Raw genomic sequence first — 14,578 nt, forward strand, 5'->3', positions numbered from 1 at the left:
CTGGTCACGGCGTTGGTGGCGGGGCGGCCGGCGGCGGCGAGGGTGGTGAGGGGGGCGGTGGCCACCTCGTCGAGACGGTGGTGGACGGCGCCCAGTTGGGCGGCGAGGCGGCGGGCCAGGCCGAGGCGGACCGGGCCGCTCTCGCAGTCGACGACGACGCAGGGCGCCCCGGTAGCGGCCAGCACGCCGGCCGCACGGGCCGCCCGGTCGAGCGGGCGCTCGCCGGCGGTGGCCCGGCCGTCGGTGACGACCAGCACCAGGGGACGGCGGCGCGGGTCGCGCAGCCGCTCGACCCGCAACAGCTCGGCGGCGGCCAGCAGGCCCTCGGCCAGCGGGGTACGTCCGCCGGTGGGCAGCTCGGCCAGCCGCGCGGAGGCGGCGAGCACAGACGAGGTGGCCGGCAGCAGGGTCTGCGCGGCGGCGCCCCGGAAGGCGACCACCGCGACCTTGTCCCGGCGCTGATAGGCGTCGGTGAGCAGGGCGAGCACGGCTCCCTTCACGGCGGCCATCCGGGTGCGGGCCCCCATCGAGCCGCTCGCGTCGACCACGAAGAGCACCAGGTTGCCCTCGCGTCCCTCGCGGACGGCCTCGCGGACGTCCTCGGGGCGCAGCCGCAGCGGCCCGGCGACGCGGCCCCGGGCGGCCTGGCGCGGGGCCGCGGCCCGGACTGTCGCCGGCAGGTGCAGCACGCCGGCGCGGCCCGCCGGCACGCGCGCCCCGGTGGTGCGGCCCCGGCCCGTGCGGGCGCGGGAGCGTCGGCCGGGCACCCCGTCGCCGACCCCGGGCGCGGTGAGCAGCCGCGCCTTCAGCCCCTGCCGGGGTACGGCCACGGCCTGTCCGGCGTCACCCGGCCGCGCCCTGGTGGGGGCGTCCTCGTCCGGGTTTCCCCCGCGGGCGCCGCGCGGGCCGGCCGGGGTGTCCCGCCCGGGCGCGGGATCGCCGCCGTCGGGCCGGTCCGGCCAGTCGCCCTCGCCGCCGGGCCGGTCCGGCCAGTCGGTCCCGCGTCCGCCGGGCCGGTCCGGCCACGTGCCGTCGCCACCGTCCCGGCCCGTGTCGCCGTCCAGGCCCGGTGCGTCGGTGGCCCCGCGCGGCCCGCCGGCACCCGCCGCCGGCGCGGAACCGTCGGCGTCGCCGTCGTCCGGGGCGCTGCCGCCTCCGCCCGGGCCGCCGGAACCGCCGCCCGCCGGGCCGGGGCCCGGGCCGCCGGGGCCGGTCGACCCGCCCGGGTCGTCGTCGGGGTCGTCGTCGCCGGCCCGGTCCAGGGCCTCGTCGAGGCGCTTCTCGTCCAGGCCGGGCGTGTCGAACGGGTCCCGCCGCCGGCGGTGCGGCAGCGCCAGCCGGGCGGCGACCCGGACGTCCTCCACCGTGACCGCGTCCCGGCCGTGCCACGCGGCGTGCGCCAGCGCGGTACGGGCGGTGACGATGTCGGCGCGCATGCCGTCCACGTCGAACGCGGCGCACACCTCGGCGATCCGGCGCAGCGCGGCGTCGGGCAGCCGCACCCGCTCCAGCCTCGCCCGGGCGGCGGCGACCCGGCGGGCGACCTGCGCGTCGGCGTCGGCCCAGCGGGCGGCGAAGCCGGCGGGATCGGCGTCGGCGGCGAGCCGGCGGCGGACCACCTCGACGCGTACGGCCGGGTCGCGGCTGGCGCCGACCTCCACGGTGAGCCCGAACCGGTCCAGCAGCTGGGGGCGCAGCTCTCCCTCCTCCGGGTTCATGGTGCCGACCAGCAGGAACCGGGACGCGTGGCTGACCGAGACGCCCTCGCGCTCCACGTGGCAGCGGCCCATCGCGGCGGCGTCGAGGAGCAGGTCGACGAGGTGGTCGTGGAGCAGGTTGACCTCGTCGACGTAGAGCACCCCGCGGTGGGCGGCGGCGAGCAGGCCCGGCTCGAAGGCGCGGACGCCCTCGCCGAGGGCCTTCTCCAGGTCGAGCGAGCCGACCACCCGGTCCTCGGCCGCGCCGACGGGCAGCTCCACCAGCCGGGCGGGACGCCGCTCGGCGGCCGACCCGGCCGGGTGCGGGCCGTCCGGGCAGGACGGGTCGGGGACGGCCGGGTCGCAGGCGAAGCGGCAGCCGGCCACCCGGTCGACGGGCGGCAGCAGCGCCGCCAGGGCCCGTACGGCCGTGGACTTGGCGGTGCCCTTCTCGCCGCGTACGAGCACCCCACCGATCGCCGGTGAGACGGCGTTGAGCAGCAGGGCCAGCCGCATGTCGTCCATGCCCAGCACCGCGCTGAACGGGTAGGTGGTCATGAGCGTTCCTCCAGGTCGCCCTCGCTGGCCAGGTACGTCTCGCGGAGCCGGTCGAGGGTGGCCGGCTCGGGTTCGGCCCACAGGCCCCGGTCGGCCGCCTCCAGCAGCCGCTCGGTGATGCCGCGCAGCGCCCACGGGTTCGACCGCTCCAGGAACTCCCGGGTGGTCTCGTCGAAGACGTACGCGGCGGCGAGGTGCTCGTACATCCAGTCGTCGACGACGCCGGCGGTGGCGTCGTAGCCGAACAGGTAGTCCACGGTGGCGGCCAGCTCGAAGGCGCCCTTGTAGCCGTGCCGGCGCATCGCGGCGATCCACTTCGGGTTGACCACCCGGGCCCGGAACACCCGGCGGGTCTCCTCGCCGAGGGTGCGGGTGCGCACGTCGTGCGGCATCGCCGAGTCCCCCACGTACGCGGCCGGGGCGGCGCCGGTGAGGTGGCGGACCATCGCCACCATCCCGCCGTGGTACTGGAAGTAGTCGTCGGAGTCGACGATGTCGTGCTCGCGGGTGTCCTGGTTCTTCACCGCCACGGCGATCCGGGCGAAGGAGCGTTCCATGTCGGCGCGCGCCTCCCGCCCGTCCAGCCCCCGGCCGTAGGCGTAGCCGCCCCAGACGGCGTACACCTCGGCGAGGTCGGCGTCGCTGCGCCAGTTGCGGGCGTCGATCAGCGGCAGCAGCCCGGCCCCGTACGCGCCCGGCTTGGAGCCGAAGACGCGGGCGGTGGCCCGCCGCTCGTCGCCGTGCTCGGCGAGGTCGGCGGCGACGTGGGCGCGGACGTAGTTCTCCTCGGCGGGCTCGTCGAGGGCCGCCACCAGCCGCACCGCGTCGTCGATGAGCGCGACCACGTGCGGGAAGGCGTCGCGGAAGAAGCCGGAGATGCGTACGGTCACGTCGACGCGGGGCCGGCCCAGCTCCGCCGTCGGCACCACCTCGACGCCGGTGACCCGCCGGGACCGGTCGTCCCAGGTGGGGCGGCAGCCGAGCAGGGCGAGGACCTCGGCGACGTCGTCGCCCTGGGTGCGCATGGCGCTGGTGCCCCAGACGGTGAGCCCGACCGAGCGCGGGTACCCGCCGGTGTCGGCCAGGTGCCGGGCGAGCAGCGAGTCGGCCAGGGCGACCCCGACGTCCCAGGCGTTGCGGCTGGGGATGGCCTTCGGGTCGACGGAGTAGAAGTTCCGGCCGGTGGGGAGCACGTTGACCAGGCCCCGGGTGGGCGAGCCGGACGGTCCGGGCGGCACGAACCGCCCGTCGAGCGCGCCCACCACCCGGTCGATCTCGTCGGTCGTGCGGTCGAGCCGGGGCACCAGCTCGGTGGCGGCGAAGCGGAGGACGGCGGCGGCGTCGGGCACGGCCCGGCCGGCGACCTCCTCGACCACCGCGTCGACGGCGTCGGCGTCCCAGCCGAGGGTCTCCATGCCGACGACGAGCCGGCGCGCGAGGCCCTCGATCAGGTCGACGGCGTCGGCGGCGGTGCCGGCCGGCCCGTCGACGGTGTCGGTCAGCGCCTCGGGCAGCGCCAGCCGTCGCCCCGGTTCGGCGAGCAGCGCCTGCTCGTCCAGCCCGTACGCGGCGGCGAGGGCCTGCCGCAGGCCGGGCAGGGCGCGGGCGCCGCCCCAGACCTGCGGGGCGCGCAGCACGGCGAGCACGAGGTTGACCCGGGGCTCGCCGGTGGGCGCGGCGGCGAGGACGTGCAGTCCGTCGCGGATCTGCACGTCCTTGACCTCGCACAGGTAGCCGTCGAGGTGCAGCACGAAGTCGTCGAAGTCGTCGGCGGCGGGCATGTCCTCGGTGTGCAGGTCGTGGTGCAGCTCGGCGGCGCGCACCAGGTCCCAGATCTGGGCCCGCACGGTGGGCACCTTGGCCGGGTCGAGCGCCTGCACGGTGGCGTACTCGTCGAGGAGCTGCTCCAGCTTCGCCAGGTCGCCGTACGTCTCGGCGCGGGCCATCGGCGGCACCAGGTGGTCGACGACGACGGCGTGCGCGCGGCGCTTGGCCTGGGTGCCCTCGCCGGGGTCGTTGACGATGAACGGGTAGACCAGCGGCAGGTCGCCGAGGACGGCGTCCGGGGCGCAGTCGGCGGCCAGCCCGAGGCCCTTGCCGGGCAGCCACTCCAGGGTGCCGTGCTTGCCCAGGTGCACCACGGCGTCCGCGCCGAACCCGCCGTCGGCGGCGGGTGCGGCCAGCCAGCGGTACGCGGCCAGGTAGTGGTGGCTCGGCGGCAGGTCGGGGTCGTGGTAGATGGCGATCGGGTTCTCGCCGAAGCCGCGCGGCGGCTGGATCAGCAGCACCACGTTGCCGAAGCGCAGCCCGGCGAGCACGATGTCGCCGCCGTCGGTGTAGAGCCCGCCGGGCGGCTCCCCCCAGTGGGCGAGCATCCGCTCCCGCAGCTCCTCGGGCGCCTGCGCGAACCAGCGCCGGTACGTCTCCCCCGGCACCCGCGCCTCGGCGGCGGCGAGCTGTTCCGGGGTGAGCCACTCGACGTCGTGTCCCCCGGCGGCGATGAGGGCGTGGATGAGCGCGTCCCCGTCGTCGGGCGCCGGGGCGTCGCCGAGGTCGTAGCCGGCCTCGGCCAGGGCGGCGAGCAGCCGGACCGCCGAGGCCGGGGTGTCCAGGCCGACGGCGTTGCCGACCCGGGAGTGCTTCGTCGGATACGAGCTGAGCACGACGGCGAGCCGCTTCTCGGCGTTGGGCACGTGCCGCAGCCGGGCGTGCCGCACGGCGATGCCGGCGACCCGGGCGGCCCGCTCCGGGTCGGCGGCGTAGCTGGAGAGACCGTCGGCGTCGATCTTCTTGAACGAGAACGGCACGGTGACGATCCGGCCGTCGAACTCGGGGATCGCCACCTGCATGGCGGCGTCCAGCGGGGACAGCCCGGCGTCGCTGTCGGCCCACTGCTCGCGGGTGCTGGTGAGGCAGAGCGCCTGGATCACCGGCACGTCGAGGGCGGCGAGGGCGCCCACGTCCCAGGCGTCCTCGTCGCCGCCGCCCGAGGCGTCGGCGGCGACCGTGCCGCCGGCGGCGAGCACGGTGACCAGCAGCGCGTCGCAGCGGGCGAAGAGCCCCAGCGGTCCCGCGCCGGTGGTCAGGCCGCGCAGCGAGCCACAGTAGATCGGCAGCGGGTCGCCGCCGGCCGCGTCGACGGCGTCGGCGAGGGCGTCGACGAAGCCGGTGTTCCCGGCGAGGGCGTGGGCCCGGTAGAAGACGATGCCGACCGTCGGCCGGTCCGGGCGCGCCGGGCGGTCGCCGTGGATGCCGTACGTGGGGGTGGGCGCGGGCGGGGCGAACCCCTCGCCGGTGAGCAGCACCGTGTCGGAGAGGAAGCGGGCGAGCTGCGCGAGGTTCTCCGGCCCGCCCTCGACCAGGTAGGCCAGGGACTCGGTGGCGACCCCGGAGGCCACGGTGGAGGCCGCCATCAGCTCCGCGTCCGGCACGGCCTCGCCGCCGAGCACGACCGTCGGCACGCCGGAGGCGAGCACCGCCGCCAGCCCGTCCGGCCACGCCTGCCGGCCGCCGAGCAGGCGTACGACGGCGAGGTCGACGCCGTCGAGCAGCGCGGGCACGGCGTCGGCGGCGACCCGGGCGGGGTTGGCCAGCCGGTAGTCGGCGCCGCTGGCGCGGGCGGCGAGCAGGTCGGTGTCGGCGGTGGAGAGCAGCAGGATGCGCACGGACGGCTCCGGAGAGTGACGCCCGGGTCGGCGCGGGGACGACCGGGGCGAGGCGAGGGGTGGGCGCGGTTCAGCGGTGCCGGCGGGCCGGGAAACGGCTCAGCGGCGGGCCGGCGGGGTGGCGCGGCCCGGTGCGGGCGTCAGGAACGGGCGACGCGGCGGCCGGCGGCGGCTGCGGGGCGACGGGTGCTCGCCGGCGCGCTGGCGCGGCCGGGCACGGTGCGACGATGATCGTCGATGGCGGAGACGCGGTGCGTCATCGGGTCCTCCTCGGGTGTCCACGCCCTGGGGTCACTCCCGACGGCCGAAGTATCCTGGCTCCCGGATCGACGCTCACCCCCGGTCTTCCAACCGCACACGCACGGCCGTGACTCACGAGGGGGGATCACTCCCCGGTGACAGTGGCGGGACCGCGCCGGAATCGCACCGGCTTCCTTCACTGCCGTCAGGCCGCGAATGCTGCCACACCCCCGGGCCGCCGGTCAACGTCACCCCATCCGGCCACGACGAGGCGGCGACCGATCGAGCGCCGACGATCGGCCATTCGGTGGGACGCCTTTCCACGATGTCGTCGGTCGATTGCCTGACGATTCGCGACGGCCCGGTTCCGTGGCCCGGGAAAGGCGTCCCGACCAGCCGGGGATCGGGCCGCCCGCCGCCCGGCCCGGTCGGCTCGTCGGGACCGGTCCGCCCTTCCCACCAGGCGTGGCGCGACGCTCAGCCGACGACCGCGCGTCGCCGCCGGGACACCGCGACATTTACGGCGGACGGTGTCGCCGCTCACCGCTCGGCGAGGCCCGATTCGTAGCCGGCGATCACCAGTTGCGCCCGGTCGCGGGCGGCCAGCTTCGTCATCAACCGGCCGATGTGCGTCTTGACCGTGCCCCGGCTGAGGTGCAGGTGCTGCTCGATCTCGGCGTTGGACAGCCCACGGGTGATCAACGTCAACACGTCCCGCTCCCTCGGGGTCACCCCGTCGAGCCGGTTCGGGGCCCGCCGCGCCGCCGGCATCCGGGCGAACTCGGCGATGAGGCGGCGGGTGACGCTCGGCGCCAGCAGCGCCTCGCCCGCGGCGACCACCCTGATCGCGTCGAGCAGCCGTACGGGTGGGGTGTCCTTGAGTAGGAAGCCGCTCGCCCCCGCGCGCAGCGCCCGGTACACGTACTCGTCGAGGTCGAACGTGGTGAGGACGAGCACCCGGGGCGCGTCCGGCAGCGCGGTGACCGCAGCGGTGGCGGTGATGCCGTCCAGCTCCGGCATCCGGATGTCCATCAGCACCACGTCGGGCGAGTGCGTCCCGGCGAACGTGACCGCCTCGCGTCCGGTGCCCGCCTCGGCCACCACCGTCATGCCGGGTGTGGCGTCGACCAGTAGGCGGAGGGTGCCGCGCAACAGCGCCTCGTCGTCGGCCAGGAGCACGCGTACCGGCTCACTCATCGGACACCGTCGGGGTGAACGGCAGCCGGGCACGGACGGCGAAGCCGCGACCGGGCTCGGTGCCGGCGGTCAGGGTGCCGCCGTGCATCGCCGCCCGCTCGCGCATCCCCCGCAGGCCGTGCCCGGGCGGCCCCGCGGCGCGTACCCTCGGCGCGTCGTCGACGACGGCGACCACCAGCTCCCCCGCCTCGGTGGCGACCGTCAGCCGGCAGCGGGCCGGGCCGGCGTGGCGCAGCACGTTGGTGAGCGCCTCCTGCGCGATGCGGTACGCCGAGGCCCGCACGGCCGCCGGCACCCGCGACAGGTCGGCCGCCCGGTCGACGTCCACGCCGACCCCGGCGGCGCGGACGTCCTCGACCAGCCGGTCGAGCTCGGTGAAGCTCGGCGCGGTGTCGGCCGGGTCGCGCAGGGCGCCGAGCACGACCCGGACGTCGTCGAGCGCCGCCCGGCTGACCCGCTCGATCGCCGCCAGCGCGGCCCGCCCCTGCCCCGGATGGCTCTCCGCGAGGTGGTTGGCGACCGCGGCCTTCATCGCGATCAGGCTGAGACTGTGCCCGACCACGTCGTGGATGTCGCGGGCGATGCGCAGCCGCTCCTCGGCCACCGCCCGATCGGCACGCAGCTCGGCGACCTGGGCGGCGTGCCGTCGCCGGGCGCGTACCGCGCGGGCCAGCGCCCACGATCCGGCGAGGACGGTCGCGGCGTAGAGCAGGACCGGCGCGGGGGTGGCGGTGAACGACTCCTGCCCAGAGGGGGTGGGGACGACCGGCAGCCCGGGGACCGTGGCGCCGACGACCGCCCCGGCGGTGACGGCCGCGAGTGCCCCGACGAGCGCCGGCACGGCCCGCCGGGCGGGGGCGGACAGGGCGACCGGCCACAGCGCGTACGCGATCGCGAACACCACGGCCTCACCGGCGGTCCCGACGGCGGCCGCCACCGAGCCGGCGATCGCCACGACGACGAGCACCGGCACCGGCCGGCGCCGGCGCAGGGCCAGCGGAGACCCGCACAGCAGGGCCAGGCCCACGGCGAGCGGCGCGGGCGTCCGGACCGCCGTCAGGAGCACGAGGGCCACCCCCACCAGCGCGTCGAGCGCCGTCAGCCGCCGCGGCCCGAGCCGTCCCCAGGTGACCACCGGGACACCGTATCCACGGACGGCGGCGCCGGGCATCGGACCACGGTCCGATGCCCGCTCCCGACCGCGGTCCGATGTGCGGGGACGCCCCGGCGGCCGAGACTCCGATCATGATCACGCGACTTCTCGTCCTGGCCGGCACGGTGGCGCTCGCCGCCGCGCCGACCCCGGCACCGCCGGTCGGCCCTCCGACCGGGATCGACGCCGCCGCCGTCGACGCCCTCGTCAAGGAGTACCGCGAGGAGACCGGCCTGCCCGGCGTCGCGGTCGCCGTCACCCGGGCGACCGAGGTCGTGCACGCCGCCGGGTACGGCCGCACCCCCGCCGGTGACCCGGTCACGGCGCACACCCCGATGGCCGTGGCGTCGGTGAGCAAGTCGTTCACCGCCCTCGCCGTGCTGCAACTGGTCGAGGCGGGCCGGGTGGAACTCGACAACCCGGTGCGGCGGCACCTGCCTGAGTTCACGATGGACGACCCCCGGGCGGCCCGGATCACCGTACGGCAACTGCTGGACCAGACCTCCGGGATGTCGGACACGACGTTCCCGGCGTTCAGCAGGCGGCAACCGGCCTCGCTGCGGGAGTCCGTGGCGGGGATGCGCACCGCGCGGCTGGCGGCCGACCCCGGCACGAGATGGGAGTACCACAACCCGAACTTCCAGGTGGCCGCGCGGCTGGTGGAGGTGGTCAGCGGCCTGCCGTTCGACGAGTACCTGCGAACGCGGGTCTTCGCGCCGCTCGGCATGACCGACAGCCACACCCTCGACGTGGCCCGCGAGCTGCCGTCGAGCGCGCGTGGCCACCTCATGATCCTCGGCAGGCCGGTCGCCCTGCCCGAGCCGCCGGCGTTCGGCAACGGCTCCGGCGGGGTGCTCAGTTCGGCGCACGACATGGCCGCGTGGCTGATCGCCCACGGCAACGGCGGTCGCGGCCCCGACGGCACGGCGATCGTCTCGCCCGCGGGCCTCGCCACGCTGCACCGCCCCTCGGCGGTCTCCGACTCCTACGCCCTCGGCTGGTTCGTCGAGAGGACCGCGTCGGGGGCGCCGATGATCGCGCACAGCGGCGACCTGTTCACCTCGACGGCGTACCAGGCGCTGCTGCCCGCGTCCGGCCACGGCATCGCGGTCATGGCGAACACCGGGCTGGCGTACGGACACGCGTCGGCCCTCGCCGAGCGGCTCGTCGCGCTGATCGAGGGAACGCCGGCGCCCTCCGCCGGCAGACCGCTCGTGGCCGTCGACGCCGTGCTGCTGGTGCTGGCGGTCGCCGCCGCCGTGCTCGCCGGCCGGGGCGTGCTCCGGTCGCGCCGCTGGGCCGCCGGTCGCCCGGTACGCCCCTGGACGCTGGTGCGCCTGCTTCCGCTGCTGGCGCCGTCGCTGCTGCTCGCCTCGATCCACCGGGTGGTCGGCTGGCTCTACCGGGGTCGCGACGTCGCCTGGCTCCAGGTGGCGTACATCTATCCGACGTTCATGGGGCTGCTCGTCGCCGCGGCGCTGGGCTGCGCCGCCGTCCTCGTGGCCCGGCTCGTCGGGCTCGGACGCCGCGGGCGCGGCTGACGACAGGCACGGCCCTGCCGGTCGCGCCTCCGTCAGGCCGGGTCGGCCGGCGGGGACGGCCGGGACGCGACGCTCCAGGAGACCGTCGCGGCCACCGCGACGGCGCCGCTGAGCAGGAACGGCGCGTCCCGGCCCAGGCCGGCGGCCAGCGCGCCGCCGGCGAGCGCCCCCAGCGCGGTGCAGCCGTAGGTGAGGACCCGGGAGGCGGCGACCACCCGGCCGAGCAGGTCGCCGGGCACAAGGCGCTGCCGGAGCGACAGCGCGGCCACGTTGAGGACGGCGAACGCCGCGCTGGTGCTGACGACGACGGTCACGGCGGCGACCCGGTGCGGCGCGACGACCAGGAGCATCGGCGCTCCGGCGGTGACCGCCATCGACCACGTCAGCACGTGCCGGTGCCGGAAGCGGGCGATCAGCCGGTCGGCGACGAGGGAGCCGGCGAGGCCGCCGCCCGCGCCGGTGGCCAGCAGCAGGCCGAAGCCGAGCGCACCGAGGCCGAGGCTGTCCCGCGCGTACAACACGAAGATCGCGAACCAGGCGCTGTCCGCGGCGGCGACGGCCGCACCGACGAGCACGAGCGTACGGAGCACGGACTGCCGGGCCAGCCACCGCAGCCCGGCGAGCGCCCCGTCCCGCGCGGGGGCGGCCGGGCCGCCGGACGGCCCGCCGGCACCGGCGGCCGGGCGGGCGAGGGTCAGCGGCAGGGACAGCACGAGCATGACGGCCAGCGCGAGCGAGGCGCCGTTGGCGGCGAACGGCAGTGCCGCCCCCGCGACGAACAGCAGCGCGCCGACCGGCGGGCCGACGAACTCGTTGCCCACGATCTCGCCCGCCACGAGACGACCGTTGGCCTTCTCCAGCTGCGCCTCGTCCACCAGTCGGGGAACGGCGGTCTGGGCGGCGGTGTCGCGCAGGGTCTCGCCGACGCCGAGCAGGAACGCGGCGACGACAACGAGGCCGATCGGCGCCCTGGCCGTCGCGACGGCCAGGGCCAACGTCGACAGGACCAGGACCCGGCCCACGTCGGCGGCGGCGATGATCTCCCGGGCTCCCCTGCGGTCCGCGAGCGCTCCGGCGAACAGGCCGGTGACCAACCAGGGCAGGAACTGCGCCGCGGCCACGGCGGCCACCGCCACCGGGTCGTCGCTCAGCGCGGCGGCGAGGAGCGGGAACGCCGCCACGCGGATGCCGTCGCCGAGGTTGGCCAGGGCGGCCGCGGTCCAGAATGTCCAGAAGGGACGGCCCAGGGTCGACGACCGGTCAGCCATGCCGGAGACCCTACCGCCCGCCCCGCCCCCGCGGGGCCGACGCGACACCGGACGCCGGCGGCCGGACCCGCCGCGACGTCGCCTGGATCCAGGTGGCGCGCGTCTGTCCGAGACGCATGGGGCTGCTCGTCACCGCGGCGCTGGGGTGCGCCGCCGTGCTCGTGGCACGGCTCGTGCGACTCGGGCGCGCCTGACGGCGGCGGCGCCGGCCTGTGACCGACGGCGACGGTGGGCGGATGTCCGCCGTCGGCGGGGACCCGCCCGGTCGGTCACGAGGTTGCGGTCCGGCGGTCCACCACGGCGGCGCCGGCCGGCAGGTCGAACGCGGTGCCGTCGACCGTCTCGCGGTAGCGGGTCAGGGTCAGCTCGACGGGCTTGCCGTCGACCTGGCCGGTGAAGCTGCCCAGCGCCCCCTGCGCGGTCACGCAGGCGGTGAAGTCGCCGGCGGACCGCCGCACGTCGAAGCAGGTGGCGCGGTGGCCGGCGAGGGTGGTGCTGTGTCGGGTGAAGACCACGTCCGAGTCCAGTGCGGCGTCGGTCAGCATCTGCATGACGAGCAGCGGTGCGACGAGCCCTCGTCGCTTCGTCTCGGCGTGCAGGACCGTCATCGGCGTGTTCGTGTTCAACACGTCGGGCACGGGCGGGGCCTCCAGGGTGCAGGTGGCCCGGCCGGCGGCGGTCTCGCAGTGGGTCGTGGCCTGCCAGGTGACGATGAGCCTGCCGCCGGGCCAGGTGTAGGTGGAGCGGGCCGGGTCCTGCGTCTGGGCGATGGTGACGGCCTGGCCGCCCGCGAGCAGGTAGTCGGCGGAGTACGTCAACTCCGTCGTCCGGTCCGTGAGGGAGGCCAGGTCGTCGGCCAGGGCGGCCTGACCGAGCGCCCGATCGGCCTGACCGAGCGCGTCGGCGGTCTGGCAGCCGGTGACGGTGAGCGACGCGATGACCGACACGGCGAGCACGCGGAGGGTGGTGGAGGCGGCGGGCATGGGCAACAGCGTGCCCGGACGGGTCGACCGCGCGCAAACCGGTTGCCGGTCGAGGACCGGAGATCTGGAATCTGCGGGGTGGAGCGCCACCCGGAGGGCGGGTGGCGCCCGGTCTATGATCAAAAGCGACGGTGGGCGGATGTCCACCGTCGACGGGGAAAGGGGCGCGTCATCGTCGACATGGCCTTCCAGCACCTGGCCGGGCGCGTCTGGATCTGCCCGGGCGACCCGGATCCGGCCAGCGTGCAGGCCGGCGTCGCGGTGATCGCCGACGAGCGGGGCAGCGTGCTGGTCGACGCGGGGCAGAGTCCCGCGCACGCCCGCGAGATCCAGGCCGCCCTGCGCGCCGCCGGGCTGCCGCCGCCGCGCTGGCTGGTCTACACACACCACCACTGGGACCACGTCTGGGGCGCCTGCGCCTGGCCCGACGTGGAGATCGTCGGCCACGTCGCCGGCGAGCGGCTGCTGCGCGAGGAGGCCGCCCGGCCGTGGAGCCACCGGTACCTGCGCGAACAGGTGCGGGCGAATCCCCGGCTCGGCCCGAGTTTCCGGGCCCGGGCGTTGGCCGTCGACTCGTGGGACGACTTCGCGGTGCTGCCGCCGACCCGGATCTTCACCGACGAGTTGGAACTGCCGGTCGGCGTACGGGTGCGGCACGTCGGGGGCGCGCACGCGCCGGACTCGACGGTGGTGGCGGTGCCGGACTCGGGCGTGCTGCTGCTCGGCGACTGCTACTACCCGCCCCCGGCGCACCTGCGCACCCCCGAGGACCGGCCCGACCTCGCCCTCGTACGCCGGCTGCTGGCCGACGACGTCCACTGGTACGTCGCGAGCCACCAGCCGCCGATGACGCTGGACGAGGCCCGCGCGGCGGTCGCCGCGGGGTGACGCCGGGCGACCGTCGACTGAACCAGCCCATCCCCCGCTCCCCTCTCCTCGGCGTCCTCCCAGTGCAGCACCGTTTCCTGGGACGCGGCTGCGAGCCGGGCGTGAGCGCCCTGCGGGGTGGCGTCAGCGGGCCGGCGGGCGGGTGGCCGGCACCAGGGCCAGGGTGGGCAGCAGCAGCAGCGGCACCACGAGCAGGGCGTGCAGCGTGCCCACCCGGTCGCCGAGCAGGCCGAGCAGCGGCGGGCCGGCGAGGAACGCCGTGTAGCCGATCACGGCGACGACGCTGACCCGGGCCGGCGCCCGCCGCTCGTCGTCGGCCGCCGCGCTCATCCCGACCGGGAAGCCCAGCGACGCGCCGAGCCCCCAGAGCGCGACGCCGACGACCGCCACCGGCCCGGAGCCGGCGAGCACCGCCACGCCGGCGCCGACGGTGGCGAGCAGGATCGTGGCCGACAGGACGGGCACCCGCCCCCACCGGTCCAGCGCGACGGTGCCCACCGTGCGGCCCAGCGTCATGCCGACGACGAAGACGCCGAAGACCGCCGCGCCGGCCGCCTCGCTCAGGTCGTGGCCGTCGATGAAGGCGACGGCGAGCCAGTCGTTGGCGCTGCCCTCGGCGAACGCCGACACCAGCACCAGCAGGCCGATGAGCAGCGTGCGCGGCTCCCGCCAGGCGGCGAGCAGGTCGCGGCGGCGCTCGGCCGGGGCGGCCGACGCGGCGGTGCCGCTCTCGGCCGCCGGCAGGAACGACCGGACGGCCAGCAGCGTGCCGCAGAGCACCACCGCCGCGAGCGCGGCGAGGTGCGCGGCGACCGGCAGGCCGAGGCGGGCTGCCCCCGCGCCGAGCCCGGCGCCGGCCACGGAGCCGAGGCTCCACGCGGCGTGGAAGCGGGGCATGATCGTGCGCCCCAGCCGCCGCTCGACCGCCGCGCCCTCGACGTTCATGGCGACGTCGCAGATGCCGGAGCCGTAGCCGAACGCGCACAGCCCCAGCGCGACGCCGACCAGGGCGCCGGCCGGGGCGGCCACCCCGGCCACGGTGAGGCCGGCCGCGACGAGCGCGCTGCCGAGGGCCACCGTGCGGGCCGCCCCCAGCCGCTGGGCCACCAGGCCGGCGGTGGGCATCGCGAGCAGCGAACCGGCGGACATGGCGAGCAGCAGCAGCCCGAGCCGGCCCGCGCTGAGTTCCAGCGCGTCCCGGACGGCGGGCACCCGGGAGAACCAGGTGGCGACCGCCAGCCCGTTGAGCGCGAAGACCACGGCCACGCCGGTACGGGCGGCCAGCACCGCCCGGGGTACGGCGGCCGGGGTCGGCGCGGCGGTCGGAACGGTGGTGCGGCTCACGGTTGCGGTCCTCTCGCCTCGGGCGGTCTGCCCCGATCGCACAC

8 protein-coding genes, 1 pseudogene and 1 riboswitch are annotated in these 14,578 nt (G+C 76.9%); of the genes and pseudogenes, 2 read left to right on the top strand and 7 right to left on the bottom strand.

All coding sequences use genetic code 11. The annotated features are described in order from the left end of the window. Positions 1-5: 5 nt before the first annotated feature. The 4 genes and pseudogenes from GA0070606_RS04310 to GA0070606_RS04325 all read right to left on the bottom strand — a co-directional run. Positions 6-2,255, bottom strand: a pseudogene (locus tag GA0070606_RS04310) (VWA domain-containing protein); the annotation flags it as partial. Continuing rightward, complete coding sequence (cobN, locus tag GA0070606_RS04315) at positions 2,252-5,920, bottom strand: cobaltochelatase subunit CobN (protein ID WP_091095269.1); 3,669 nt, start codon at positions 5,918-5,920, stop codon at positions 2,252-2,254. The gene cobN and the pseudogene GA0070606_RS04310, both read right to left, overlap by 4 nt. 307 nt (positions 5,921-6,227) lie before the next feature. Then, positions 6,228-6,357: riboswitch (cobalamin riboswitch) on the bottom strand. A 343-nt stretch (positions 6,358-6,700) separates the two neighbouring features. Beyond that, positions 6,701-7,357, bottom strand: a complete 657-nt coding sequence (locus GA0070606_RS04320; RefSeq protein WP_091095271.1) for a response regulator — start codon at positions 7,355-7,357, stop codon at positions 6,701-6,703. Next, positions 7,350-8,492: a sensor histidine kinase gene (locus GA0070606_RS04325; protein WP_176737234.1), complete on the bottom strand. Its 1,143-nt coding sequence runs from the start codon at positions 8,490-8,492 to the stop codon at positions 7,350-7,352. Before GA0070606_RS04325 ends, GA0070606_RS04320 begins: the two co-directional genes overlap by 8 nt. 110 nt (positions 8,493-8,602) lie before the next feature. On the opposite strand from GA0070606_RS04325, the gene GA0070606_RS04330 reads away from it, so the two are divergent. Next, positions 8,603-10,051, top strand: coding sequence for a serine hydrolase domain-containing protein (locus GA0070606_RS04330; RefSeq protein WP_091107276.1), 1,449 nt, complete (start codon positions 8,603-8,605; stop codon positions 10,049-10,051). Positions 10,052-10,083: 32 nt separating this feature from the next. On the opposite strand, the gene GA0070606_RS04335 is transcribed toward GA0070606_RS04330, so the two are convergent. Both GA0070606_RS04335 and GA0070606_RS04340 read right to left on the bottom strand, forming a co-directional pair. After that, positions 10,084-11,319, bottom strand: coding sequence for an MFS transporter (locus GA0070606_RS04335; protein ID WP_091095276.1), 1,236 nt, complete (start codon positions 11,317-11,319; stop codon positions 10,084-10,086). A 269-nt stretch (positions 11,320-11,588) separates the two neighbouring features. Next, a complete protein-coding gene (locus tag GA0070606_RS04340; RefSeq protein WP_091095277.1) occupies positions 11,589-12,302 on the bottom strand; it encodes a hypothetical protein in 714 nt (237 codons plus the stop codon). Positions 12,303-12,482: 180 nt separating this feature from the next. Between GA0070606_RS04340 and GA0070606_RS04345 the strand changes: the two genes are divergently transcribed. Next, a complete protein-coding gene (locus GA0070606_RS04345; RefSeq protein WP_091095279.1) occupies positions 12,483-13,190 on the top strand; it encodes an MBL fold metallo-hydrolase in 708 nt (235 codons plus the stop codon). A gap of 123 nt (positions 13,191-13,313) precedes the next feature. Here GA0070606_RS04345 and GA0070606_RS04350 read toward each other — a convergent pair whose 3' ends face one another. Beyond that, the gene (locus GA0070606_RS04350; RefSeq protein WP_091095282.1) at positions 13,314-14,534 is read right to left on the bottom strand and encodes an MFS transporter; all 1,221 of its coding nucleotides are present in this window, start codon (positions 14,532-14,534) and stop codon (positions 13,314-13,316) included. Positions 14,535-14,578: the final 44 nt, after the last annotated feature.

Origin of the sequence: Micromonospora citrea (genome assembly GCF_900090315.1) — a bacterium.
Lineage (GTDB): Bacteria > Actinomycetota > Actinomycetes > Mycobacteriales > Micromonosporaceae > Micromonospora > Micromonospora citrea.

Coding starts and splice junctions, on each gene's coding strand:
- GA0070606_RS04345 (WP_091095279.1), top strand. CDS start 12,483: ATGGCCTTCCAGCACCTGGCCGGGCGCGTCTGGATCTGCCCGGGCGAC.
- GA0070606_RS04335 (WP_091095276.1), bottom strand. CDS start 11,319: ATGGCTGACCGGTCGTCGACCCTGGGCCGTCCCTTCTGGACATTCTGG.
- GA0070606_RS04340 (WP_091095277.1), bottom strand. CDS start 12,302: ATGCCCGCCGCCTCCACCACCCTCCGCGTGCTCGCCGTGTCGGTCATC.
- GA0070606_RS04330 (WP_091107276.1), top strand. CDS start 8,603: ATGATCACGCGACTTCTCGTCCTGGCCGGCACGGTGGCGCTCGCCGCC.
- GA0070606_RS04320 (WP_091095271.1), bottom strand. CDS start 7,357: ATGAGTGAGCCGGTACGCGTGCTCCTGGCCGACGACGAGGCGCTGTTG.